Here is a 24,431-nt window from a genome sequence, read left to right on the forward strand (position 1 = left end):
GCCTGTGACGCCACCGCCTGTGACGCCACCGCCTGTGACGCCACCGCCTGTGACGCCACCGCCCGTGACGCCACCACCCGTTGTGCCACCGCCCGTCACGCCACCATCCGTGACTCCGCCACCCACGTCACCGCCGCCCGTGACTTCATCACCAACGCCCCCGATCCAGACTGACCCGACGCCGCTCTATCGAATCGAGGTACCGATCTACGCAGAGATTTCATCGCTTGCGCGCGAACTCGGCATACAGCAGATCGGCACGTTTCACGACCGCGCCGGCGACCAATCGCAGCTGAACGAGACCGGTGCGTTGCGTGCAGCGTGGAGCCGTGTCTGGGGCAACCGGACGATCACAAGCAGCGACACGGGCGTCGATCCGCATTTCAACGGCGCAATTGGCGGCATGCAAATCGGTCAGGATCTCTACGCCAGTACCACCGCCGATGGGCATCGGGACCACTACGGATTTCTGCTCGGCGTGGCGCGCGCATCAGGCGATGTGAGCGGTTTCGCGCTCGGCATGCCGACCGTGCAGGCGGGCAGCCTGAGTATCGATGCCGGGAGCATCGGCGCTTACTGGACGCACATCGGCGCGGGTGGCTGGTACACCGATACCGTCGTGATGGGTAGCACGTTGACGATCAAACCGTCGTCGAACGACGGCATCAGCCCGACCACGCATGGCCGGTCGATAGCGGGATCCATTGAGGCCGGCGTGCCGTTTCCCTTGGGCGAAGGATTGAGCATCGAACCGCAGGCGCAAGTGATCTGGCAACACGTGGGAATCGACGATCTCAACGACGGCATTTCAAGCGTCGCCTTCACCAATCCCAACAGCGTCGCCGCCCGCCTCGGCGTGCGGCTGACGGGGCGGATGCAAGCACTGGGCGTGACGATGCAACCGTATGCAGGCGTGAATCTCTGGCGCTACTTCAATGCCACGAGCCACGTGACGTTCGACGGTACGACTGACATTCCGGCGCAATCATCGTCGACGATTGCCGGTATGGCAGCCGGGGTCGCTGTGAACCTGAGCGCACGAGGCAGCGTCTTCATAAGCCTGCATTACGCGATGAACGCAAGCGGAGCCCGCCGCGAGACGCTAGGCGGGAACGCAGCGGTACGCTGGCGCTGGTGAGGCGCCTGTGAGCGTCGATGCACAGCGACGCACATCGAATAACAAAGCTAAACACGACTACTGCAGATTGCCCCAGCGCGCGACAGCCGGTTCCGCCGATGCCCACTTCCAGCCACCGCTATTGTCATTGCCCTTGCAGGCCTGCGCGAGGAACCAGTCCTGATGCGCGTCCGGCTTGTCGCCATCCGCGACCGAGAACGCGAACTCTCGGCAGGTGGCCAGCGCGCTGCTGAATTCACGCAGCACACGCACGTCGCCGTGGCCGTTCTCCACCGGCAGCGTGTGTTTTACGCGCCACGGTTTTGTATCGCCGATAGGGAGATCGCCCGCGGTCGTCGCAATGGCGATTTGCTGGTCGCTGTGCAGGCGTTTCATCAGGCGATTGACGGCTTCGTCGGTAGCAGCCTGGACCGCGATACCCACGCCGAAACCGATGGCCGGATTAGTCGTCACCACGCCCGTGGATATGCCCGCAGCCGCACCGGCCGCAGCACCGATGGACGAACAGCCGCTAACCAGAACGCAGCTTGCCGCCACGCCCGCCGCGAGCATCAAGCCGAACCCGGGCCTCATTGCAACGCACCCCAGCGCGGCGTGGCGGGTTCCGCCGACGCCCACTTCCAGACCTGGCCGTCACGGCAGATGGACGCAACATAAAAACCGCTGTCCGCCGGTTGATCCTTGGTGGCATCGGTATCGACGGAGAATACGATCTCCTTGCAGTCGAGCGTCCCGGTGCTGATGGTCCGGCTCACGGTCACGCGGCCTTTCTCGTCCGGCTCGATAGGCACGCTATGCACCGCGAACCACGGCGCCACCGCGCCGACGGCAAGTGGTCCGGCCGCTCCCGCGATCCGGTCCTGCGTATAGGTGTGCATCACGCGCTCGCTGTACTGCACGCCGGCTTTGGCGGCAGCAACGGCGCCTAGGCCGATGCCGGTTGCCACCGCGGCATTGCGGGTCACACTGCCTGCGATTGCGGCGCCGGCGACACCGGCGCCTGCCACGGCGCCTTCGCTATAGAGCGAGCTACAACCTGAAAGTGCGGAGCACGCGAGCGCTCCGACCAGAAGCGTTGCCAGTGCGACGACGTTGGGGGGACGCCGGTAAATCGTTTTCTGCATGGTGCTGTACCTTCCTCGCCTTTCTTTATTCTTTCGATAACGGCTACCGGCTTGCTTGTGCGGGCACTGAAGGAACACTAAGCAATCGGAGCGCCCGCGCATTTTGAAGGACGCAGCGAAATGAAGGGCAAAGAAATTTGCAAGAAATTGCAAATGCGGGGAACGTGGTGCGGAAAATGAAAACTGCCGGTGACAATCTCGCGGTCGAGTGAGTCGATGAGCCGCATCAGGGCCCATTGACTTCATCGACTTCATAAGCCTTATCGCGGCATTAGAGCGATCTAGCTGTCCGCGCTTGTCGACGTTGACGCGTCTCCGTCGCCGCCTTCGTTCTCATAAGTGCCGAGGCGGTTGTACAGCGTCTTTAGGCTCACGCCGAGCGCCTTCGCGGCGCGACGTTTATCTCCCCCGCAATGCTTGAGCGTGCCGAGGATGATTTGTTTCTGCGCATCGGCGAGCGGCGTGCCGACCCACACGTTCATTGCGTCGCCTTGCGTGACCGGTTTTTTAACGCGCGAGGCCAGATGCGGATGCGCAATCTCCACGGTTTTCTCAGCCAGGATGAACGCGCGATACACCGTGTTCTTCAACTCGCGCACATTGCCCGGCCATGAGTACGTGCGCAGCATGTCGAGCGCGCGTTTGCTGAAGGACTTGTTCGTCCCTTCTTGCGCGTTCATCTCGGAGAGGAAGTGCTGCGCGAGAAATTCGCGGTCGGTATCGCGTTCACGCAGCGGCGGCGCACGCAGCGGAAATACGGCGAGCCGATACATCAGGTCCTCTCGCAAGCCGTTCTCCTTCACCGCCACGATAGGGTCGCGATTGGTCGCCGCGATCACGCGGACATCGGAGTGAATCAGGTCGCTGCCGCCCACGCGAAAGAACGTGCCTGTTTCCAGCGCACGCAGCAACTTGACTTGCCGAACCGGTGACATCTCCGTCACTTCATCAAGGAACAGCGTGCCGCCGTTCGCATGTTCGAAGTAACCGAGGCGTCCCTGCACGGCGCCCGTGAAGCTGCCTTTCTCGTGGCCGAAGAGTTCGGGTTCGATAAGGTTATCGGGAATCGCGCCGCAATTCACGGCGACGAACGGGGCGTCACGGCGGGCGCTTTGATCGTGGATCGTGCGGGCGATCAGTTCCTTGCCCGTCCCCGATTCACCGATGATCAACGCGGTGGCATCGGTGGCGGCCACGCGCTCGATCTGCGAGTACAACTCCATCATCACCGGCGATGAACCGTACAGAAGTCCATACGATTTCAGCCCGGCAATTTCACCGGCGTTGCGTTTTTTTTGCGATGGCGTGTCGCCGGAGGCGACGGCCGGCGAGTCCAGATCGATTGACGCCATGAGTCTTTTGTCCTGCAAATGTTATTCGGGCGACAGCTCAGCCGCTGGGGGAAGACGAGGCGGCGCCGCAGGCCGAGGCGGTCACCGCCAGTCGGATGGCAGGCCCGTTGTGACTGCCGCTCGGGTGGGCGAAGCATCGTTCGACGGGCACTAGTTCGGTTGTTTCGCGAACCGGCGCTTGCATGCGGCTTATCTCATAAACCGTATTTAACCATCCGTAACGACTTAGCGCCAATGTGCTTTGCATGAGCTTTGGCCTTTCGTTGTCCTTTGTCGTTGACTTTGCGCGGCAATTAAATCCGCGTATCTCCATACGAATTGGAAATATTGGCCAGAGGCGGAAAGCTTCACCGATGCCGCCGGAAAATTACGTGTGCCGGGCGTAATTGTTACGTGTTTGACGTGGCCCTCAGCCGCTGCGCTTTGCAGATAATCGACGTTTTGCCGTAGCGGCATACGTATTGAACGGGATGGCACGAAACCTGCGACTGGGGTGGCATCTGCAATGAAAGGCCGGTTTCCGGCACCAAGCCATGGAAGATTCCCTTCACTTCGAGATTCCCGTGCAACCGCGTGTGCGCCCCGTCCGTCGGGCTCGTGCGCCGCAGCGCGCGGCCGAGCGTCCGGAACTACTGACGGCCGAACCGATCAATCTTTATCACTGGGCCGCCGTCGCGCTGGTGACTGCGCTGATGTGCGTGGTGATGGCTTGCGCTGCCGGCACACCCGCACTGGCGCGGGCAGCGAGCGTCACGAGTGTCGTGTTTGCTTCGCTCGGTAGCGTGCTTGTGCTGGGCGCCATGCTGCGCGGGATGCGGCTGCGGCGTTCGGAACATCGGACGCCACTCAAGACGCGGACGCCGTGATGCGGGTGCAGAAGTCGTCGCGTCCGGCGGCCGATCATGAGGCCAATTTATCAAACGTACGAAACGTATCAGACGTCAATGGCAAGGGGTTTCATAACATGAGTCAAACCACCGTCCAAATGTCCTTGGGCAAGCAAAAGATCATCGAAGACATCAAGGTGTTGCTGAACGATTCGGAAGAACTCGTGCGGCTGAGCGCGTCGTTGCCGGCTGAAGGCGTGGACGCGTTGCGCACGCGTTTGCGTGACCATGTCGATGCAGCGCGCAATGCGCTTGAAGCAGCACAATCGAATGCGCAGGAGCGATACCGCGCCAGTCTGGACGGCACGGTGCAATACACGCGCGACAACCCCTGGCAAGCGCTTGGCATTGCAGCAGGGATCGGGTTTCTGGCGGGCATCCTGGTTTCGCGCTAACCGGTCACCTATAACCGCTACAACCGTTATAACCGCGACAAACGGAGGGATCACAATGGCACGACCCAAACTCGGCCTGTTCGGTGCGTTGTTCGCGATAGGCAGCGTCTTAGCCTGGCGATGGGCGCAGGCACAGCGCGACGCTCCAAAACGCGGTGCGCGTGAATTGAACCGCTGGGAAGACGAGGGCGGCAAGGTCGTCGCGCCGGCAAGCGCTTCGGCCGCGTCTGTTGCTACGCCCGTGGCGCCGGTCAAGCCATCGAACGGCTTGGGCAACGGCGCGCTGGGTGGCACACCGGACGCATGGCACTTTCCGCATAGCTGATTCATAGCTGATTCACAGGTGATCGAGAGCAGGTTTTGCCACGCCCATGGGGCGCATTAGCCAATCTCAACACGCGACCGGAACATCAGAACCAAGCGGCCAGGCAGACTATTCGAAACGCACGCCCAGGCGTGCGTTTCATCTTGATAAAGCCTTATAATCGAATCACCTACAGTAATAAGTTCGCTATATGGCAATAATTGCGCGATGCAGTCAGGCGCCATTCGCGAAACCGGAAAGACTTTCATCTTTCGGCGTGCTTGAGTTTCTCTCAGTGCCCATTCGGCCTGGCGGCGTACTGCTTTCATAGCACCGTCCCAGAGACCTCCACGACGCTTTCTGCGCCGTGTGACCCTCAACGCTTTGGATAAATTCGAGACGCATGCCACACGTATTGATTGTCGATGACGATCCCAGTACCCGCGAGGCACTAGCCGCGATCATCGGCGAAGACGGACTGACTACCGCGACGGCGGGTGATCTGCGCGAAGCGCGGATTCAGCTCGTGCGCCAGACGCCGGACGTCGTGTTCACCGACCTCAAGCTGCCCGATGGTTCGGGCGTCGATCTGTTCGAGGACCTCGATCCCCGATCCGGCGTGGAAATCATCGTCATTACCGGCCACGCGACGGTGGAGTCGGCGGTCAGTGCGCTCAAGATGGGCGCAACGGACTACCTCGTCAAACCCATCAACATGCAGCGCGTCAAGGCAATCCTGAGCCGCCTGCCGCGTCCTGGCGACCTCAAGGCCGAGATCGGCACCTTGCGTGGCGAGCTGCGCCGCATGGGCCGCTTTGGCCTGATGCTCGGCAATTCGCCGGCCATGCAAACGGTCTACGACCAGGTCGGGCGAGTGGCGCCCACGGCGGCGTCGGTATTGCTGATCGGTGAGTCGGGTACGGGCAAGGAAGTTGCCGCGCAGACGCTTCACGAGCTGAGCCTGCGCCGCAAGCATTCGTTTATTGCCGTGAACTGCGGAGCGATCTCGCCGAACCTGATCGAGTCCGAGATGTTCGGGCATGAGCGTGGCTCGTTCACCGGGGCGGATCGTCAGCACAAGGGTTACTTCGAACGCGCGAACGGCGGCACGCTGTTCCTCGATGAAATCACCGAGATGCCGATCGAGTTGCAGGTGAAACTCCTGCGCGTGCTCGAGACCGGCATGTTCATGCGGGTGGGTACGACGAAAGAACTTGAGACCGACGTGCGCCTGATTGCCGCGACGAATCGTGATCCGGAGCAGGCTGTGCATGAAGGCAAGTTGCGCCTTGACCTGTATCACCGGCTCAACGTTTTCCCGATTAACCTGCCGCCGTTGCGCGAGCGCGGCACGGACGTGGAGTTGCTCGGCCAGGCGTTTCTCGACGAGCTCAATTCACGCTACAACACCAAGAAGACGTTTCCGGCTCCGGTGCGCGACATGCTCGCGTCGTATCCGTGGCCGGGTAATGTGCGCGAGCTGAAGAACTACGTGCAGCGCGCGTACATCATGTCGGGCGCCGAGTCGGACAGTACTGCGACCGTGCCGCTGCAGATCTCGATGGCGAAGCCATCGGCGGGAACGGCCGTCACTATTCCCTTCGGCACTTCGCTTGCGGAAGCGGACCGGCAGTTGATCCTCGCCACGCTTGAGCAATGCGGCGGCGTGAAGACGCGTGCAGCGGAAATTCTTGGCATCAGCCTGAAGACGCTCTACAACCGGCTGGTTGAATATGGCGATGACGCCGCGAACAAAGCGGCGCTAAGCGAAGCCAGTGAAGTAGGTGATGCCGACGCCGGGCGATGAGCTCTAGCGGTAACATCGCTGGCCTAATGGCTGGTAGCGGCTAAGGATTGGCCTTGTAGTGCGCACTGAGTGAGTCAAACTCAAACGCCCGTCTCATTGGGACTTCGAAAGATGTCCGCTTTGGACGGGCGATTTTCGTTGGTGCGCGCGAACGCAGCGCCGATAATGTCATCAGGCTTCCAGGTTGAGCGTTCCAAACACTTAAACCCGGGGCATGGCCCTTGCTGTGATTGAATGGCTTGGCTCGTGGGCGGTCCGTTCCCTTGGCCGCAGGAGTTCGAGCCGAGAGTCCTTGGCCGGATCGGCCGCTGCGCGCGATCCGAACGAGTGTCATCATCAAAAGATCCAGGGAGCCCGCCATGACCGATCTCGCCTCGCTTCAACGCCATCCCCGAAACGTTTTGCATGTGTGGCAAGTGTTGCGCGTTTCACGATCGCCGCATTTGATGCCGGTCCACGCGCAGACGCCGCAGCCGCCTGACCCGCCTTTTAATCCCGACACACCGCCGTCGCCGTCACCGCAAGAACCCCCGGACACCATTCCCGATCCGACCCGCGAGCCGCCGTCACCGCCGAGTCAGCCAATTGGCGATCCGCCTCCGGGACCAAACGAAACGCCGCATGTCTCGGGCACGTTGCACTGAAGCCGCGGGTAAGCGGGGCCTTTGAACATATTTCATCGTCGCTGTAGGCATTACAACGTATTAGGCAAGAATGACCGGATATGAGCACCGGGTCGGGTCATTTTTGCTGAATTTTGTTGGCAATCCGCCGCCGAATGCTTCTCCGACGGCCTTCTTCTGGAGGCACCATGAGGCACCCCGCACTCCGTCGCTCAGCACGCCATTCATCGAAGCGTGAGGCGCGGCCCGATCCAGCCAAACTGATTCCACCCGAGGCCGCCGCTGTTCCGGCCGACCCGGCCAGTTCAGGCGATCCGCAATCCCAGCATGACCCGGCTGCGCAGAACCGCCCCGCGCCGGGCGTACCGCCGGACGGCGACCATAACCAGGGTGGTATTCGGAAAGAAGGGCTCGATTACCAGCGGGATCTCGGGTCCGAGCAGGACGCTTGACTCGGGTTGAATCGCGTTTGAAGTAGCCGGATTGCGCCTTCGTGCCACCATGAAAATTTTCTGCGTGGCGCGTGATGGCCGCGTGTTTTCGTTCGTCTGTCACATTTATACACAATTTTTATTTTCCAAATTGTAAAAAAGGCACGTGTCTTGCATTGCTATTCCGATCAATTCGAACGAGCAACGACAACTGATGAGGTGAAGCAGTAATGAGCAGATTGATCGTGGTATCGAATCGTGTCGCGCCGATCCAGGAAGGCAAACCGGCTGCAGGCGGTTTGGCGATCGGCGTTCTGGACGCGCTGAAGGAGACAGGCGGTGTGTGGTTCGGCTGGAGCGGCGAGATTGTGGGTGAGGCCTCGGCGCCGGTCATCGAGAAGCGTGGCAACGTGACGTATGCGACCGTCGGGCTGACCCGGCGGGATTACGACCAGTATTACCGCGGCTTTTCCAATGCCACGTTGTGGCCGACATTTCACTATCGCAACGACCTGTCGCGCTTCGACCGTGAGGAATATGCCGGTTACGCGCGAGTGAATGAGGCGCTGGCCAAGCAGCTCAAGCCGCTGCTCGAACCCGACGACATCATCTGGGTGCACGACTATCACCTGCTGCCGTTCGCGCAGGAATGCCGGGCGGCGGGCATCAAGAATCCGATCGGTTTTTTCTTGCACATCCCGTTTCCCGTGCCCGAGATCCTGCGGACGGTGCCACCGCACGAAGAACTGATCAAGGCGATGTGCAGTTACGACATCGTGGGTTTCCAGACCGAGGCGGACAAGCAGTCGTTTGTCGATTACATCGAGCGCGGGCATTTGGGGCATCTCAGCGAAGACGGGATGCTGCAGGCGCATGGGCGCATGTTGAAGGTCGGGGCGTATCCCATCGGCATTTATCCGGACGCCATTGCAAAGGTCGCCGAGCAATTTTCGAATCGCAAGCCGGTCAAGAGCCTGCGCGATAGTCTGCGCGGGCGCAAGTTGATCATGAGCGTCGACCGGCTCGATTATTCGAAAGGGCTTGCCGAGCGTTTCCAGGCGTTCGAACGTTTGTTGTTGCACGCGCCGGGATGGCACGGGCGGGTATCGATGGTGCAGATCGCGCCGCCAACGCGCTCGGACGTGCAGACGTATCAACGCATTCGCCAGAACCTGGAAGGGGAGGCTGGACGGATCAACGGCCGTTTTGCGCAGCTCGACTGGACGCCGATCCAGTATTTGAACCGCAAGTACGATCGCAGTTTATTGATGGCGTTGTTCCGGTTGTCGCAGGTCGGGTATGTCACGCCGTTGCGCGACGGGATGAACCTCGTGGCAAAGGAATATGTGGCGTCGCAGGATCCGGCCGATCCGGGCGCCTTGGTGTTGTCGCAGTTTGCCGGCGCGGCGGATCAGTTGCCGGGCGCGCTGGTCGTCAATCCGTTCGACTTGTCGCAGATGTCCGAGGCATTGGAGCGGGCGTTGTCGATGCCGCTTGCGGAACGCCAGGCACGTCACACGGACATGATGGCGCCGTTGCGCGAGAACAATCTGTCGGTCTGGCGTGACTCGTTCCTGTCTGATTTGCGCAGCGTCGCGACGGCTGCGTCGGCCACGAAGAAAGCGGTGCGGCAAGTGACGGAGGCGAAACGCCCGGCGCGCGCAGTGAGCTAAGTGCGCAGTCTTGTATCGAGTTAAACCGTAAGACGAATTGAGCCCCGCGCCGATCAAACGCCGCGGGGCTTTTTTATGGGTGACGTCGATGAGGGCGGAACGGGACTTGCGTCGCTGAAGGGACGTTTAGTCAGGAGGTGATCATGAGTGGAAGCACATTGGACCCGGATGAAGAAGGTGGCGTGGAGGTGGGCAAAGGACATGGAACCGGCGCATTGGGGCCGAGCGATTCGTCCGATAGCGGCTCGGATGTGCAGGGCGAGAAGCGTTATCCGGGCGATATCGAGGACGAACTCGACGCGCACGCTGTCGGTCAGTCCGCCGGGGAACTGAACAGCGACACGGACCGGTATGGAACGGGCGAGATGGCGTCCGCCGATGGTGACAACAATCTTGAGCCCGACTCGGACATCCTGCCGGACGGCGTGGAAGACGAGGCGCGCGCGATAGACGATGAAACTGCCGACCCGGCCAGCGACGAAGACCTTTAGAACCTTTCCGGAAACAGTGGCTGAAAAATGGCGCGCCCGTCCGGGCGCGCCATTTTGCGTTTAAGGAAAGTAATAAGAAATACTAATCACCGAGGCGAAACAAACAACGCCAATCCGGGAGGCCACGGCCAAACCTCAAATCCGCGCTACCATCGCGAAAAGCAAAACTTGCGGGAGCGCCCAGCCTTGAACACTGCAGCAAAAGACCAAAGACTGAAGTCTTTCTGGTCGTGGATCCAGGACCCGATCGTCGGGTGGTCGCAGGACCACGGGCTGATGTTTTCAGCGGCGATCGCGTTTTTTGCTGCTTTCTCGCTGGCGCCGACGCTGGTGATCATCATCGCGGTGGCGAGCATTTTCTTCGGCGCGGATGCGGTCCAGGGGCGTCTGTTCGGCGAAATCGCGGGGATAGTGGGCGCCGACGCCGCGCATGGCCTGGAAGCGATCGTCGCCAACGCCTGGCATGCGGATATCGCGACGCGCACGGCGATCTTGTCGGGCGTGGGCGTGTTGATCGGAGCCTCGGCGACCTTTTCGTCGCTCTATACGGCGCTCAACGTGATCTGGCCTGCGCCCGTCACGAGCACTCGGGCCAGCATCATTGCCCTTCTGCGGGTCCGCGCCATTTCCTTCGCGTTCGTTCTGGGCGCGGCCTTGCTGATTGTTGCGTTGCTCGTACTCGATGCCCTCGTGGTCCTGGTTGGTCAGTGGGTGCTTGGCACGAACGGGCCGTCCTTCCTGATCGCGGCAATAGCGCAACGAGCCATTTCCCTGGTGATGATGGTGCTCGCGTTCGCGGTGCTGCTCAAATTCCTGCCCCGCGCGCGCATGCAATGGCGCGATGCCGCACTCGGCGCGGCGACCGCCGCGGTTTTGTTCGAAGGAGGAAAGCGGCTCTTCGCGTTCTATCTGCAGCACGCGGGCACCGCGAATACGTTCGGTGCGGCCGGGTCGTTCGCGATCATCCTGATGTGGTTGTACTACTCGGCGGCGGTGTTCCTGCTGGGCGCGGAAGTGTCGGCCATGGTCGCGCGAAGACGCACGCAACGAACTTCCGGCTGGCGATAAAAAACGCCCGTCGACGTAGTCGAGGGGCGTTTTTTTGCAGCCTGTTTTACAGCCTTTGAAACCGTATCGTCTACATCAGCCGCGACGCAACTCCGCCGGCGGCACCTTCATCAAATGGCGATACTTCGCCACCGTCCGGCGCGCCACGATCACCCCCTGATCTGCAAGCATCTTGGCGAGGCTCACATCGGATAGCGGATCGGTGCTGCTCTCCTTCGCGATCATTTCCTTCAGCAGGGCACGCACGGCGGCAGCTGAGCAAGTACCGCCGCTTTCAGTGCTGAGTTCGCGCGGGAAGAAGTGCTTGAACTCGAAAATGCCCCGCGGCGTGGACATGTACTTGTTGCCCGTCGCGCGCGAGATGGTCGACTCGTGGAGTTCGAGTTCGTCGGCCACATCGCGCAATACCAGCGGTTTCAATGCGATTTCACCGTAATCGAAGAACGCCTTCTGATGTGACACGATGCATTCCGCCACGCGCTGGATCGTCGTGAAGCGTTGCTGCGCGTTGCGGATCAGCCAGCGCGCTTCCTGCAATTGTTGAGCAAGCGGCGAGCGGCTTGCGCCCGCCGATTGCGCGAACAGTTCGGCGTACATGCGATGAATGCGCGCACGGGGCAGCACGGCGGGGTTGATCGTTACGACCCAATTCTTTTTCACCTGCCGCACGATCACGTCGGGCACTACGTAGTTATCTTCCGCAGCGCCGTAGTTCGCGCCCGGTTTGGGATCGAGTTTGCGCACGAGCGCGCAGGCAATGCGCAGTTCTTCCGCGCTGCAGCCAATCTTCTTCTGCAACTCGGCCTGCTCGCGACGCGCGAGCCGCTCGAGATGATGGGTGACGATCTCAAGCGCGACCGCGCGTCCCGGAGTTTCGGCGTCGAGCGCGTCGAGTTGCAGCGACAAACATTCGGACAAGTTACGCGCGCCCACGCCCGGCTTGTCGAGCGATTGCACAAGCTTCAAAGCGATATTGAGTTCATCTTCTGAAAGCGCTGGCTCTATGTCCACGAGCTCCGACAGCTCCTGCAAATCCTGCCGCAAGTAACCGTCATCATCGAGTGCTTCGATAATGAGCTGCGCCACTGCACGGTCGCGATCATTGATGGGATAGAGCCGCAACGTGTCATGCAGCGTTTCATGCAGCGAGGGTTCAATGCGTACCCAGTCGGCCGGGTCGGAGCCTTCGCCATCGCCGTTATTGCGCGTCGACGTCCGGCCGAACGGATCGGATGAAAACTCGTTCATCGAGTCCTCATGCGACTGCGAGTCGCTGCTGTCCGAAGTGTCGGCGCTACTTTCGGTACTCATGGGCGCGTCCACAGGCGCAGTTTGATCGACGGGCGCAGGCGTGTCGGCCATGGAGTTGCCGTTGTCGGTGGACAGCGCATTGTCTTCCGCCTGCGTCTCGTCGTATTCGAGGAACGGGTTCGTATCAAGCGCGTTGCGCAATTCCTGCTGAAACTCAAGCGATGACAGTTGCAGCAGACGAACCGATTGCTGGAGGCGCGGCGTGAGCGCAAGACTTTGCTTGGTGCGTAGTTCGAGGGAAGGCGGCATTGCGTGTTGTTCCTCATGTTAGGACTTTCGTGGGTCCTTAAGAGCAACAGTCATGCCATGCGCGCGCCCGTGCGCGTGAGCGCTAGGTTTCAAGACGATTTTCATTCACCGGCGGCGCGCACGGGGGTTCGTCCAGCAGGCAAATGCGCGCACTTTTTACACGGGTTCGGGCAAAAGCACTGCGTATATGAAGATGTGTTTTACCTCGGCCGATGAAGGTAAACAGTGCGTGGACAAAATTCTGGGTAAGCGTTGCAGCACAGGGTCGAAACGGGGATTTCAATGTCACATTTGCCGATTGTCGTAGACGGTCCGGCACGCTCTTTGCGTCTGACCTATTACTACTCGCAGGGTCTTGGCGCTGCGGGTATGAAAACGAGCAGGGCTTTGCAGCAAAGATGCTGCGGCCGTACGAGGCGGCCTACGCTCAACTAACACAGCGGCAATGCCGCAGTTTTTTAAACCAACTAGAAGGAGAATTACTATGAAGTCGACCCAAATCCTGAAGGCAGCCGGCAGTATCGCGTGTGTCGTGTTTGCGCTTAACGTCAGTGCACAAACCGCTACAACGTCGACAGGCGCCTCCACGTCAATGGGTACCAAGGTCGATGACACGGCAGTCACGACCAAGGTCAAGGCCGAATTGCTGGGCGCGAAGAATGTCAAGTCCACGCATATCCATGTGAAGACGCGTGCGGGCGTGGTGTCGCTGACGGGTACGGTGCCGTCGGCAGAAGACAAGAGCGGCGCGGAAGACGTGGTGTCGAAGGTGGACGGCGTGTCGTCGGTGCGCAATCACTTGAAGATCGTAGAGTAAGATTGGCGCAAGACGGGCTGGTACAAAACGGGCAGCGTGGTTGCTGTCCGTTTTGTTTGTATCTCGTTGGAAGTTGGGCAGCGGTATGAAGTAGTTAATAAGAAGTACGAATAGTTGCAGTCTGGATGCAGTCCATCACTCATAACGGACCTGGTCTTCGCTAATCCCGATGAACCAGTTCCCCAGGGAAAGGAGATTTCCATGAATCAATCGAAAAAGTTTGCGTTGCTAGGCGCTTTGGCTCTCGCGCTTTCAGGTCCTGCGCTGGCGCAATCGGCTGGAGGCTCGTCAGGTGGGCCGACGGCTGGGGCAGGCGCGAGCGAAGTTGGCGGGCACGCTGGCGCTACCGCCGCGCCTACAGAAGGCGGTATGGCGGCTTCCGGGAGCATGGGCATGAGCAAGAAGGGCACGCACGGAACGACCCTGCACAAGCAGAACAAGGCGACGCATCTTCGGGGCGCGTCGGCGGCTGCGGCGGCCTCGGCAATGGGTACCAACGACAAGGGTTCACCGCAGTAAGCTGCGGTACCGGTCTTGGCTCGGGGCGTACAGGAACCCGCCGGCTGCGGTAGCAGTCGGCGGGTTTTTTCTGGTTTCCATCGTTGGATTTATACGCATAAAAATCAATATGGATACCGAATGATTATGCGAATTTCTAGGTGTGAATGTAAAAAGCCGATGCGCCTTTCGGCGCATCGGCTTGCTTTCAACGAGTGACCGGTGATTATGGCTTGGCGGCTGCGTATTGGTCGCGCAGATCGCGAATACGGTCGTGATTTTCGATTACGCCCTGGTACTGGCGCTCAACCACGGCGCGTACATCGGCCGGCAATTCCTTGTCCAGCGCGTCGCGATAGTTTTTCTTCGCCACATCTTCCCCGCGCTCGCATTCCTCGAGGATTGCGTGATCGCTACGGTTGGTTACCGCCGACTTTATGTCCACCCAGCCGCGATGCAGTGCTCCACCCACCGTGCCGCCGGTTTGCGGTTTTCCGCCCAGCCGCTGGACCACGTCCTGTAACTCATGCGCCCCGCGTGCACAATCTTCCGCGCGGCCTGTAAACAGTTGCTTTAGCGTCGCGTCCTTGGTGTCTTCAGCGGCCTTCCGGAAGCCCTTCTCGCCGTCCTTCGACGTTTCAACCAGATCGTTCAGTACCGATACGATGTTAGTGCTCATATGAACCTCCTTTGAGTGATCGAAGATGGCCCGCGGTCCTCTGATTTCCCGGATCGCGGTCCAAAAGAGAGTCGCAACAGCTGTGCCCGATCCGAGCTCGATACTCGCGCATTCGATTGCAAAGTGCGGATGGTTTTGGGGTTAGCGGCCTGTCATCGCTTTCTTAATTGCCTCCTAAGAAGTAGGGGCAGCTTGTGGCACGTGCTTTGCTAAAAGACACCCAAAAATTGAATGTCGGAGAAGTAATGACCGTTAAAACCCGCGAGTTTCTTGTATTTGTTGCCATCGTCACATCTGCGATCGTGCTGCAATTGCGTCAGCACAGTATTGATGAGAGTCTCGCGGCCACGCGTGGGCAATCGATGCACGAAAGTCTCTGCTACCCAGCGGTTTCAGCATTGAGAAGGGGGCCCCTGCGCGCGAGTTGCGAGCCGGCGAACGACGTGCGAGGCACACGTGTCCAGCCGAAGATAAGAGTTCAACTTTGGGTGTAATTCATAGTGTTCCGAAACAACAAAGTAAATCAGGCCGCTCACAGAGCGGCCTGATTTACATCAACGCGTGAACTACCCAAACTTACGCACGCGGTTCCGCGAATTCCCGAACCGGCTCCGGTGGCTTGACCGGATCGAAATCGGCCCAGCGTCCGTTTCGCCATTGACCCGTTGCACGCTCGACTTCCATGCCGCCCGCATCGCGAAGAATGGCTGCTGCCTGCGCCTGCAATTCCGGGCCAACATGAACCGCGACTACAACGCCGGAATGCCTCGCGTCGAGGGCGTTAGCCGAGCCATGATTTTCGGTGGTGGTCGCATCGGCGGCCGGGCGCTTGCCGGACCGCGCATGGCTCATTGCGCCCGCTAGCGATCCGACATACGCGCCTGCCCCGGCTGCGAGCACGGCGGCCAGCCAAGGCGTTTTGAACAATACGAAAACACCTGCACCCACAATTGCGCCGAGCACCGCGCCAATCGTGGCACCTTTGCCCGCTCCCTTGCCTGCGTCCTTCGCACCGGCATCGGCGTAGTGGTCTCCGCCTGTTTCAAGGCGCGCATGCTGGCCGCTCGGGGCGACGTAAAAGAGCGTGACATCTTCTTCGAGAAATCCACCTGCAAAAAGACGCTGCGCTGCGACTTCGGCTTTGGGAAAGGTTTGAAACCGTCCTGCAATGATCAGGGACATGAGGACCTCCGGGAAGCGATTGTTTCGATGAACCGCGTCAATGAACCGATGACGGACGAAGCGCGTGGTCAATCCGGTTCCATGCCCGCCACGCGGAACAGTCCGCTACGTAATACGACGCTCTCTCCGCCATTGCTGTCAAGCGCTTCGGCGCAGACCGAGCGGATTCGCGCGCAGCCTCGTTCGAACGCCTGGAGCAAATCGTCCTCCCGCGCCGACGCAGCGCCGAAATGATCCTCGAGTGCTTCGGCGGAAATGGAACACACCACCGCTTGGCCGTCGATCAGCGCGACGAAATGAACGGCGAGATCGTCGCCGTCATAGGTGGGCGCCGCGTCGGAAAACTGGATGTGCATGGTCGAGTCCTCATAGGCTGGCCGAGGTTGCGGAACGATAGAGGCGAGCGAAGCGGAAGCGGTCGTCATGATGTCACTCCCTTCAGCTTGGCGAGCTGCTGCGCCATTGCATAGTGATGCTTGATAATAGGAAGCGCCTTGGCGGCAACATTTTTGAGTGGCGCATTATTGCCGTCCTTGCTCTCGGTGCTGAATACCGCCACTGCTTTCCGATGGCCGCCCACCGCCACCTGTACGATGTAAGCCTTGTCGAAGTCTTTGCCATGCAACGACTCCAGGCTTCCCGTCACCGATGCATCCGCGCTCGCCGCCGCCGTGATGCCTTGCCGCTTTGCAACAACATCGAGGTTGCGCGCAAGACGGGTGTGATCCGCGATCATCCGTTGCGCAAAGCTCTTGACGTCCGCATCCGACGAATTCGTCAACGCCAGCTTGCTGGCCGCAATTTCGGTTGCGCCCGCAGTGCCGGCGTCCTGCACGAACTGTTGATCGGCCGGCGATAATTTGGCCGGGGAAGGCGAGGAGGCCGCCATGGGCGCAGGCGTCGCCGCTCCGTCCGACCCGGGACGTGCCGGCGCCACGGCATTGTTGTTTTGCGCGCTTGCATTCATCGACGCAAAACTTGCACCGAGCGTGAGCGCTGCGAGCGCTGCGAACACACCAACGCTGCGCCGCGACATTGGGAGCGCTATCCCAAGACCCAAAGCGTGCAAACCTTGGCGACTATCCGTCAGCATCGATTTTGTCATTCGGTTCTCCATAGACAATCGGGACTCCATAGACAATAGGGAATCCTCCGCTCAAGCGGCTTTCTTCCGCTCGCTGAGCGCTTCGATAATGACTTTGTTGAACGCGGGAAGATCGTCTGGCTTGCGACTCGTGATGAGATTGCGATCGCGATGCACTTCCTCATCGACCCATGTGCCGCCGGCATTGCGGATATTGTCCTGCAGCGTCGGCCAGCTCGTCAGCGTCCGGCCCGAGACAATGCCCGCGGAGATCGGCAGCCAGCCGCCATGGCAGATCACGGCGATGGGTTTGCCGTCCTTATCGAATTGCTTCACGATGCTTTGCGCCTTCGCATCCACGCGGATTGCGTCGCCGTTGACCACGCCTCCCGGCAACACGACTGCGTCGTAATCGGATGCACGCGTCTGGTCGAAGGTGGCGTCGACCTTGACCTTGTCGCCCTTGTCGGTGTGCACGAAGCCCTGGATCTGTCCCGGCTTTTGCGAGATCACATGCACTTGGGCGCCGGCAGCTTTCAGCGCCTTTTGCGGTTCGACCAGTTCGGCTTGCTCGAAGCCATCGACAGCGAGAATTGCGACCTTGTAACCGTTGAGAGAATCAGCCATGAAATACGCTCCTTAGTGCATTGAACCAACCGGCTCCGGTGTACGGAGCCACGCTCGTTCAATTCAGCAAAGGGTGTGCCTACAAGACTGTAATGCGGGGCTATATGACGGGAATAGAGAGGCCGGTGTCAGGCGGTCGCGGGCGTCTTGCCGCGCGAAATGCGCAGCAGGCTGACCATGGCCGCTGCGGCTGCAAAACCTGCCGCGACAACCAGCGTAATGGTCGTGCCGTGCTGCGGTGCAATGCCGAAGATCAGCGCGACCAGTGCCGCGCCGAGCGTTTGCCCTGAGAGTCGCGCGGTGCCAAGCATGCCGCTTGCCCCGCCGCTTCTATGACGCGGCGCCGACGACAGCATCTGGCGATTGTTAGGCGACTGGAACAAACCGAAGCCCAGGCCGCACACCGCCATGCGCCACGCGATGTCGACGGGCGCGGGATGCGCGCCGGTGGTCGCGAGTAGCAGCAAGCCGAGCGTCATGATGGCCAGCCCGATGCCGCCGAGTACACCCGCTGAATATCGATCGGACAGCATGCCGGCCAGTGGCGCGATGAATACGATCACCAGCGGCCACGGCGTCATCAGAAAGCCTGTCAGGACCTGGCTCATGCCAAAGGTGTTCTGCAGCAGGAACGGCAGCGAGACGAAGGTCAGCATCTGCGCGGTGAACGAACAGAAGGACGTGATGATGGACAGTGCGAACACCGGGATTCGCAGCAGATCGATAGGCAAGAGCGGCGCGGTTTGCGTCAGTTGCCGCCGCACGAAAAAGTATCCGATCAAACCGGCCACGAGAAACTCCGCGAGCACGTACGAACGATGTTCTCCGTGGCCGAGCCCATCGACCGCGGTGATCGCAAGGCCGAACACCGCCGCGTTCATCAACGCGCTGAGATAGTCGTAGGGTTGCCGGTGTCCCCGCGTGCGCGGTAACGCTTTCCAGCCGGCCGTGTAGGCAGCAATGCCGATGGGCACGTTGATCGCGAAGAGCCACGGCCACGGTGCAATCGCGAGAACGCCGGACGCCACCGTGGGCCCTATGACCGACGAGATCGCCACCACGGAGGCGTTGATGCTGACGCCGCGGCCCAGATGCTCCGTGGGATAGATCATGCGCACCAGGGCTGTGTTGACGCTCATGATGCCCGCCGCGCCGAATCCTTGAATTACCCGTGCAACGGCAAGCGAGGTCAGCGACCCGGACAGCGCGCAGCCGAACGACGCAATGGTGAACAGCGCGAGTCCCGACATGTAGACCCGCCGGTAACCAATCCGGTCGCCGAGCGAGGCGAGCGGCAGCAGCGAGACCGTGATGGCGAGCTGATACGCGTTGACGACCCAGATCGAGTCGGCGGGACTGGCGTTCAGGTTGCGGGCGATGGTGGGAAGCGCGACGTTGGCGATGGCGCCGTCGAGCACGGCGAGCGTAATGCCGAGGGCTACGACCAGGATGGCCCAATAGCGCTGGGGAAGGGGAAGGCCTTGGTCTGCGTCCATCGATAGGGAAGAAAAGGGGAGCGCCGAAGTGTAAGGCTCGCGCCTTTCAGACGGTTTACTTCCTTCAAAACGGGTTCAGGACGCGTTCAAAACGCACAGGGCCGCGCGACGCCGTGCGAGCGTGTGTGCGCGACCCCGATCCGGCGCTTATTTCAACTGATACAGCCCCGTATACGTAGCCGAATCGATTTCGTTGAGATGCGTCATGAAACGCGCGACCGCGTTGGTCGCCGAGACATCGAGCGGCAAGTGATCCGCTTTCAGCGCGTGAATCCGGAAAATGTACCGGTGCGGTTTGTCGCCGCGAGGGGGCGCTGTGCCGCCGAAACCGACCGTGCCATAGTCGTTGCGCATTTGCAGCGCACCGGCGGGCAGCAGGCTGCCGTCGGCCTTGCCGGCGTTCTGCGGCAGCGAGCGGGTGTCCACCGGAATATTCACCACGATCCAGTGCCAGAAGCCGCTGCCGGTGGGCGCGTCGGGGTCGTAGACGGTGAGCGCGAGGCTCTTGGCTTCGGGCGGCACGCCGTCCCATTGCAGCGCGGGCGAGAGGTTTTCGCCGTCTACGCCGAATGCTTGCTGATCGAACTCATGATTCTTCGAAAGATATCCGTTGGCCGCGAATTCATCGGACCAAATGCGAAAGTCAGCCATGGCAACGTGTCTCCTTTGCTAGGTTTTAAGCGGTTTGATATCCCGGCGCCTGGCCGGCTTTCAATCATTCGCCCGGGCGTAAATAGACTGCAAGACGGCCGCAAAACGGCCACTTTACGTGCGGCCACCAGCGCCTGCGCGCAGCAAACATGCCTGAAGTCCTCCATTGTTGCTCACGGCCGCAGTGAGCGCGTTCCCCCTGATTATTTCCTTCCAGCTTTCTTCCGCCACGTCTGCGCATAAAATGGCGGAACTGAACCATATCAAGCTAGATCATCGGAAAAGGATGGACATGCCGAACAACCAGGGGCGCGTTTTGCAGAGCATGGCGGCGGCATCGACGACTGCGTCAAACGCGCCGGCGGACGATGCCGATATGTTCGACCTCGCGCCCGTTTCGCTTTGGCTCGAGGATTTCAGCGCCGTGCGCGAGGTGTTCGAAGGCTGGCGCGCACAGGGCGTGGTCGACCTGCGCGCTTTCCTGCTTGAAGACTTGACGCGGATTGCCGAGTGCTCGTCGCGCATCCGGCTGATCAAGGTCAACCGGCGCACGCTCACGCTGTTCGGCGCGAAGGATATCGACCATCTGGTACGTAATCTGGGCGCTGTTTTCCGCGACGACATGCTGCTCACCCACGTAGATGAACTCGAACAACTCTGGTCCGGAAAACCGGCGTTTGTGAGCAAGACGGTGAACTACGCGCTCGACGGCAAGCGGCTCGACGTATTGCTGAAAGCGGTGATCCTGCCCGGCCACGAAGCAACCTGGGACCGCGTGCTGGTGACCGTGGAAGACATTACGGAACTGGAAGATGTGCGCCGCAAGGCCGCGCTGAGCGAACTGTATGCGCGCGGCCTGTTCGAGCATTCGCCGGTTTCGCTGTGGGTTGAAGACTTCAGTTCCGTGAAGGCGCTGCTGGACGATATACGGGAACGCGGGATTGTCGACTTCCGGACATTCACGAATGTTCATCCGGAATTTGTCGAGCGCTGCATGCAGGAAATTCACGTGCTCGATGTCAATCAGCACACGCTGACCATGTTCGGCGCACCGGACAAAGGCGCGTTGCTCTCACGTCTGGGCGACGTTTTTCGCGACGAGATGGTGGGACATTTCCAGGAACAACTTATCGATCTATGGGAGAACCGCCTGTTCCACCAGCGCGAGGTCGTCAACTATTCGCTGGAAGGGCAGCAGTTGCATGTGCATCTGCAATTCTCGGTATTTCCCGGCCACGAAGCCGATTGGGATCTCGTCCTCGTCGCGCTCACCGACATCACCGCGCGCAAGAAAGCGGAGGCGTACCTGGAGTTTCTCGGCAAGCACGACGCGCTGACGAAACTCAAGAACCGCTCGTTTTACATCGATGAAATGAACCGGCTGGAGCGCAAAGGCCCGTTCCCGGTGACCGCCGTGGCCGTAGACCTGAACGGTCTCAAGACCGTCAACGATCAACTCGGCCACGCCGCCGGCGACGCGCTATTGCGGCGCGCCGGCGAAGTCCTCGGCAAGGCGGTCGAAAAGCCGAGCCATGCTGCGCGCATTGGCGGCGACGAGTTCGTGCTGCTCCTGCCCGGCGTGGACGAACGCGGTGGCGCCGCGGTAATCGACAGCATCCGGCAACTGCTCGAGGTCAACAACCAGTTCTATTCGGGCATGCCCTTGAGCTTTGCGATGGGCGCAGCCACCGCGCAGGACGGCGAGCGGCTGGAAATCATGCTCCAACGTGCCGACGCCGCCATGTACGCCGAAAAGCGTGCTCACTACGGCGCGCCTGGCTAAGCGCGGCTTATTTTCGGGTCACGTTCGGGTTACTTCGTCACTTCGTCGATCCCCTGGGTCAGCGCCGGACACGCTTCGCCGATCTCTTTTGCGTACTCGGTGGGGTTGTTGGTTTTCATCGCCGCGAAGCGATCGACCGTGGATTGCGCTTCCTTGTAGCCGAGATTCCACTCGCCCTCGAAATCGGGCGCGGCGGGAAAACTCTTGCGCGTCATGGCCTTGAACCGGTCGATCTTCACGCGATCGATGTGGCAAATATCGGCGGCTCCCCGTGCAATGTTGGCGCTCGTGCGCACGCCTTCGGCCGCGAGACTTTGCGGTGACGGCGGTTGCACCGCGGGATGGCCCGGCGGCAGTGCCTGAGCGGGAAACGGCTGTTGGGTGGGCGCGTTTTGTGCGTTAGCGTTTAATGACACGGCACACGCGCCACCCATTACGCATGCAATAAGGGTCGGCTTGACCATCGAATGGATGGCCGATACAACGCGGGCCAGAGCTTGCTTGTGAATCATTCGGTTCCTTGTGGGGCGCGCTGCAGGGGTCTGCAAAATCCTGCGGAAGTATAGCGAAAACGGGACGAAACCCCTTGAAACAAGGGTTTTTGTGAAGAATTCGCATGCTAAAATATTTGTTAACCTAAGGCGCTCTGCACATTAAACGATGAAAAAGGCAAGCAAAGTTGCAGCGCCGGTTCGGTCGGGCAAGCCCCCCGACAAACGAAAATACGACCCTGAACAAACCAAGCGAAACATTATCGACATCGCCACCGAGGAGTTCGCGGCGATGGGTCTCACTGGTGCACGGGTCGACGCCATCGCGGAGCGCACCAATACAACGAAACGCATGTTGTATTACTACTTCGGCAGCAAGGAAGGGTTGTACGAAGCGGTCATTGAAGAGGCGTACGGCAAGATCCGCGCGCTTGAACAGTCTCTACAACTCGATACCATGGACCCGCGCGAGGGCTTGCGCGACCTGGTGGAATTCACGTTCGATTTCCACGACAAACACCGCGATTTCGTCCGCCTCGTGACCATCGAGAACATTCATGGCGCGAAGTACATCGGCCAGTTGAAGACGTTCAGGGCGCGCAACGCGAGCGCGGTGAAAACGATCGCAGACCTGATCGCTCGCGGCGTTGCGGCGCGGCATTTTCGTGGCGATGTCGATCCACTCGACCTGCATCTGCTTATCAGTTCGCTGTGTTTTCATCGCGTCGCGAACCGGCATACGTTCACCGTCGCTTTCGGGCGCGATCCATCCGGGACGAGGTCGCGGGATCGGCATCGCGAGATGGTTGTCGACGCCGTCATGCGGTTCATGCGGCGCTCAAACTGAGCGCGGTTGCACTACGCCGAGAAGCAAGCCGAGAGTGGATTAAGTCCACTGCCCACGCCCCGATCCCTGACGCCTGACCTATGCTTGAATCATGGCAGTCGACCGGAATGGAGGACGTCATGGAGGGTTTAGCGAATATCCTCGTTGGTCTCGCGGCACTGGCCGCGCTCGCGATTGCGGTGCTCGCGCACGACTGGCGTGACGAATTCCGCGAGCGTATGCTGCGTCGCCGCAGCCATGCAAATTATGGCACCTTGCGCGACTGGTGGCTTCGGCACAGGCACTGAGCGCCTGCGCGAGCTGCGCGTGACGTTCCTACGAGCGGTCTTTCCCGAACGGATGAGCCGGTTTCCATTGCGGGACCATGCGCGGCATGGGTGCAATGGACGTCGCTGGGTCGGGAGTGAGTTCGGGCGCGGTATCGAGTGGCCGGTGGCCGGCTTCGTGCGCATCGATCTGCAGATACAGCCGATGAACCGTCTGGATCTGCGTGTGGGAAAGATGCGAATTTCGCGCGACAAGCGCAAGCCGCTCGCGCCAGTAAGTAGGCGGCATGATGGGGCACAACGCGTCGTCGATCAATGAACGCCGCAGCACCAGTTCGAGGTGCGTCAACTCCTGGTCTGCGAATAGCGCAGAGGGCGCGCCTTGCAGTTTCATGTCGATGGTTGAGTCCATCAATGCGTAACGGCAGCGCGGAAACAAACTTTAGCGAACGCCCGGTCGGGACAAACCCTTAACAGGCGGCCTATTGAACGGGTCGCGCCACCGCCCGGTCCAGATCGGCGCGCGCCCGGTTCACCTTGCGCTCCCAAGCCGCTATGTTCAGCTGATCCGTGCCCTTTTTCCGGGCGCGGGCCAACTCCGCTTCCCAGTCACGCAACCGGTTCCTGGCCTCGGCCACGGCACTGTCGTGCCGTCTCAACGCGTCTGCACGTTTTTGCGCAATCGCGTCGGGCGTGCATTCGGCGTTGGTCTTGTTGAGTTCGGCTTGCAGGGCGTCGAGTTGCGCTGAGTTGTCCTGGTTCAGCGCCGTAGCCATCTGCCTTTCGAGAGTCTGGCGATGGGCATCGCAGGCATCGGTTTCCTGCGAGGCGTGAGCGGTCGACAAACACAGGCTTAAGGCGACGACGGCAAGCAATTTCATAGCGGAATCCGTGGCTGACGAGATTGGGCAGGGTTGGGCAGGGGACAAACGGTATTTAACCTGTACAAGGTGTCCGCTTATTCGGCTGGACGGTTTATTGAATAACGATCGTGCATCCCTTCGTCCCGGCCAAGGTCGGCGTATTTTAACGAGTTTATGGGGACCGAAGGGGCCAATACGACGGCCATGCGTCCGGTCACTCACGCTAAGTCGCATCATGCGGAACGCGTCTTGCGCGAGATTGCTGGAACTGTTCACATTTTTGCGAGGAACACG

The 24,431-nt window shown here is 60.4% G+C and carries 29 protein-coding genes; 15 read left to right on the forward strand and 14 right to left on the reverse strand.

The annotated features are described in order from the left end of the window. Positions 1-109: 109 nt before the first annotated feature. Positions 110-1,138 (forward strand): autotransporter outer membrane beta-barrel domain-containing protein, encoded by a 1,029-nt coding sequence (locus GSQ93_RS15300; protein WP_301952066.1) that lies wholly within the window; start codon positions 110-112, stop codon positions 1,136-1,138. Positions 1,139-1,195: 57 nt separating this feature from the next. Here the strand turns inward: GSQ93_RS15300 and GSQ93_RS15305 are convergent, their stop codons facing one another. From GSQ93_RS15305 to GSQ93_RS15315, 3 genes are all read right to left on the reverse strand, one after another. Continuing rightward, positions 1,196-1,711 (reverse strand): hypothetical protein, encoded by a 516-nt coding sequence (locus GSQ93_RS15305; RefSeq protein ID WP_158936512.1) that lies wholly within the window; start codon positions 1,709-1,711, stop codon positions 1,196-1,198. Then, on the reverse strand, positions 1,708-2,262 hold the full coding sequence (locus GSQ93_RS15310) for a hypothetical protein (RefSeq protein WP_158936513.1): 555 nt from the start codon (positions 2,260-2,262) through the stop codon (positions 1,708-1,710). Before GSQ93_RS15310 ends, GSQ93_RS15305 begins: the two co-directional genes overlap by 4 nt. A gap of 281 nt (positions 2,263-2,543) precedes the next feature. Further along, positions 2,544-3,614 carry a sigma-54-dependent Fis family transcriptional regulator gene (locus tag GSQ93_RS15315; protein ID WP_158936514.1) on the reverse strand — a complete coding sequence of 357 codons (1,071 nt, stop codon included), beginning with the start codon at positions 3,612-3,614 and terminating at the stop codon, positions 2,544-2,546. A gap of 533 nt (positions 3,615-4,147) precedes the next feature. Here GSQ93_RS15315 and GSQ93_RS15320 point away from each other — a divergent pair. The 9 genes from GSQ93_RS15320 to GSQ93_RS15360 all read left to right on the forward strand — a co-directional run bounded on the left by GSQ93_RS15320 (position 4,148) and on the right by GSQ93_RS15360 (position 11,293). Next, positions 4,148-4,480: a hypothetical protein gene (locus GSQ93_RS15320; RefSeq protein ID WP_158936515.1), complete on the forward strand. Its 333-nt coding sequence runs from the start codon at positions 4,148-4,150 to the stop codon at positions 4,478-4,480. A gap of 98 nt (positions 4,481-4,578) precedes the next feature. Next, a complete protein-coding gene (locus tag GSQ93_RS15325) occupies positions 4,579-4,896 on the forward strand; it encodes a YqjD family protein (RefSeq protein ID WP_158936516.1) in 318 nt (105 codons plus the stop codon). A gap of 55 nt (positions 4,897-4,951) precedes the next feature. Further along, a complete protein-coding gene (locus GSQ93_RS15330) occupies positions 4,952-5,221 on the forward strand; it encodes a hypothetical protein (protein WP_158936517.1) in 270 nt (89 codons plus the stop codon). Positions 5,222-5,603: 382 nt separating this feature from the next. Then, a complete protein-coding gene (locus GSQ93_RS15335) occupies positions 5,604-7,007 on the forward strand; it encodes a sigma-54 dependent transcriptional regulator (protein ID WP_158936518.1) in 1,404 nt (467 codons plus the stop codon). 359 nt (positions 7,008-7,366) lie between these two features. Then, the gene (locus tag GSQ93_RS15340) at positions 7,367-7,651 is read left to right on the forward strand and encodes a hypothetical protein (RefSeq protein WP_367889756.1); all 285 of its coding nucleotides are present in this window, start codon (positions 7,367-7,369) and stop codon (positions 7,649-7,651) included. A gap of 167 nt (positions 7,652-7,818) precedes the next feature. Then, positions 7,819-8,082 carry a hypothetical protein gene (locus tag GSQ93_RS15345; protein WP_158936519.1) on the forward strand — a complete coding sequence of 88 codons (264 nt, stop codon included), beginning with the start codon at positions 7,819-7,821 and terminating at the stop codon, positions 8,080-8,082. 209 nt (positions 8,083-8,291) lie between these two features. Next, positions 8,292-9,734, forward strand: coding sequence for an alpha,alpha-trehalose-phosphate synthase (UDP-forming) (gene otsA / locus GSQ93_RS15350; RefSeq protein ID WP_158936520.1), 1,443 nt, complete (start codon positions 8,292-8,294; stop codon positions 9,732-9,734). 143 nt (positions 9,735-9,877) lie between these two features. Continuing rightward, positions 9,878-10,225, forward strand: a complete 348-nt coding sequence (locus GSQ93_RS15355) for a chemotaxis protein (RefSeq protein ID WP_254073881.1) — start codon at positions 9,878-9,880, stop codon at positions 10,223-10,225. Between the two features lie 186 nt (positions 10,226-10,411). Continuing rightward, positions 10,412-11,293, forward strand: coding sequence for a YihY/virulence factor BrkB family protein (locus tag GSQ93_RS15360; protein WP_254073882.1), 882 nt, complete (start codon positions 10,412-10,414; stop codon positions 11,291-11,293). Positions 11,294-11,368: 75 nt separating this feature from the next. Here GSQ93_RS15360 and GSQ93_RS15365 read toward each other — a convergent pair whose 3' ends face one another. Beyond that, positions 11,369-12,853 (reverse strand): RNA polymerase factor sigma-54, encoded by a 1,485-nt coding sequence (locus GSQ93_RS15365; protein ID WP_158936522.1) that lies wholly within the window; start codon positions 12,851-12,853, stop codon positions 11,369-11,371. 484 nt (positions 12,854-13,337) lie between these two features. Between GSQ93_RS15365 and GSQ93_RS15370 the strand changes: the two genes are divergently transcribed. Next, the gene (locus tag GSQ93_RS15370; RefSeq protein WP_158936523.1) at positions 13,338-13,670 is read left to right on the forward strand and encodes a BON domain-containing protein; all 333 of its coding nucleotides are present in this window, start codon (positions 13,338-13,340) and stop codon (positions 13,668-13,670) included. Positions 13,671-13,871: 201 nt separating this feature from the next. Beyond that, a complete protein-coding gene (locus tag GSQ93_RS15375; RefSeq protein ID WP_158936524.1) occupies positions 13,872-14,189 on the forward strand; it encodes a hypothetical protein in 318 nt (105 codons plus the stop codon). Positions 14,190-14,394: 205 nt separating this feature from the next. On the opposite strand, the gene GSQ93_RS15380 is transcribed toward GSQ93_RS15375, so the two are convergent. The 7 genes from GSQ93_RS15380 to GSQ93_RS15410 all read right to left on the reverse strand — a co-directional run bounded on the left by GSQ93_RS15380 (position 14,395) and on the right by GSQ93_RS15410 (position 19,887). After that, entirely contained in the window at positions 14,395-14,847 is a 453-nt protein-coding gene (locus GSQ93_RS15380; protein ID WP_158936525.1) for a PA2169 family four-helix-bundle protein, read from the reverse strand. A 576-nt stretch (positions 14,848-15,423) separates the two neighbouring features. After that, positions 15,424-16,029, reverse strand: a complete 606-nt coding sequence (locus GSQ93_RS15385) for a hypothetical protein (RefSeq protein WP_158936526.1) — start codon at positions 16,027-16,029, stop codon at positions 15,424-15,426. Between the two features lie 68 nt (positions 16,030-16,097). Beyond that, on the reverse strand, positions 16,098-16,454 hold the full coding sequence (locus GSQ93_RS15390) for a DUF1488 domain-containing protein (RefSeq protein ID WP_254073883.1): 357 nt from the start codon (positions 16,452-16,454) through the stop codon (positions 16,098-16,100). Further along, complete coding sequence (locus GSQ93_RS15395; protein ID WP_254073884.1) at positions 16,451-17,134, reverse strand: DUF4142 domain-containing protein; 684 nt, start codon at positions 17,132-17,134, stop codon at positions 16,451-16,453. Before GSQ93_RS15395 ends, GSQ93_RS15390 begins: the two co-directional genes overlap by 4 nt. 51 nt (positions 17,135-17,185) lie before the next feature. After that, a complete protein-coding gene (locus GSQ93_RS15400) occupies positions 17,186-17,740 on the reverse strand; it encodes a type 1 glutamine amidotransferase domain-containing protein (RefSeq protein WP_158936527.1) in 555 nt (184 codons plus the stop codon). 128 nt (positions 17,741-17,868) lie between these two features. Continuing rightward, positions 17,869-19,236: an MFS transporter gene (locus GSQ93_RS15405; protein ID WP_158936528.1), complete on the reverse strand. Its 1,368-nt coding sequence runs from the start codon at positions 19,234-19,236 to the stop codon at positions 17,869-17,871. Positions 19,237-19,383: 147 nt separating this feature from the next. Beyond that, entirely contained in the window at positions 19,384-19,887 is a 504-nt protein-coding gene (locus GSQ93_RS15410; protein ID WP_158936529.1) for a YbhB/YbcL family Raf kinase inhibitor-like protein, read from the reverse strand. A gap of 325 nt (positions 19,888-20,212) precedes the next feature. Here GSQ93_RS15410 and GSQ93_RS15415 point away from each other — a divergent pair, with 325 nt between their 5' ends. Next, positions 20,213-21,670, forward strand: a complete 1,458-nt coding sequence (locus tag GSQ93_RS15415) for a sensor domain-containing diguanylate cyclase (RefSeq protein WP_158936843.1) — start codon at positions 20,213-20,215, stop codon at positions 21,668-21,670. A gap of 29 nt (positions 21,671-21,699) precedes the next feature. Here GSQ93_RS15415 and GSQ93_RS15420 read toward each other — a convergent pair whose 3' ends face one another. Continuing rightward, positions 21,700-22,182 (reverse strand): hypothetical protein, encoded by a 483-nt coding sequence (locus GSQ93_RS15420; RefSeq protein ID WP_254073885.1) that lies wholly within the window; start codon positions 22,180-22,182, stop codon positions 21,700-21,702. Positions 22,183-22,330: 148 nt separating this feature from the next. Between GSQ93_RS15420 and GSQ93_RS15425 the strand changes: the two genes are divergently transcribed. Together GSQ93_RS15425 and GSQ93_RS15430 are read left to right on the forward strand one after the other, a co-directional pair. Next, on the forward strand, positions 22,331-23,008 hold the full coding sequence (locus GSQ93_RS15425; protein ID WP_158936530.1) for a TetR family transcriptional regulator: 678 nt from the start codon (positions 22,331-22,333) through the stop codon (positions 23,006-23,008). A 119-nt stretch (positions 23,009-23,127) separates the two neighbouring features. Beyond that, on the forward strand, positions 23,128-23,295 hold the full coding sequence (locus tag GSQ93_RS15430; protein WP_158936531.1) for a hypothetical protein: 168 nt from the start codon (positions 23,128-23,130) through the stop codon (positions 23,293-23,295). Positions 23,296-23,323: 28 nt separating this feature from the next. Here the strand turns inward: GSQ93_RS15430 and GSQ93_RS37780 are convergent, their stop codons facing one another. Further along, positions 23,324-23,668, reverse strand: coding sequence for a hypothetical protein (locus GSQ93_RS37780; protein WP_216857623.1), 345 nt, complete (start codon positions 23,666-23,668; stop codon positions 23,324-23,326). Positions 23,669-23,756: 88 nt separating this feature from the next. Then, positions 23,757-24,155, reverse strand: a complete 399-nt coding sequence (locus tag GSQ93_RS15440) for a DUF1090 family protein (RefSeq protein WP_158936532.1) — start codon at positions 24,153-24,155, stop codon at positions 23,757-23,759. Positions 24,156-24,431: the final 276 nt, after the last annotated feature.

Source organism: Burkholderia sp. S171 (assembly GCF_009766085.1).
Lineage (GTDB): Bacteria > Pseudomonadota > Gammaproteobacteria > Burkholderiales > Burkholderiaceae > Caballeronia.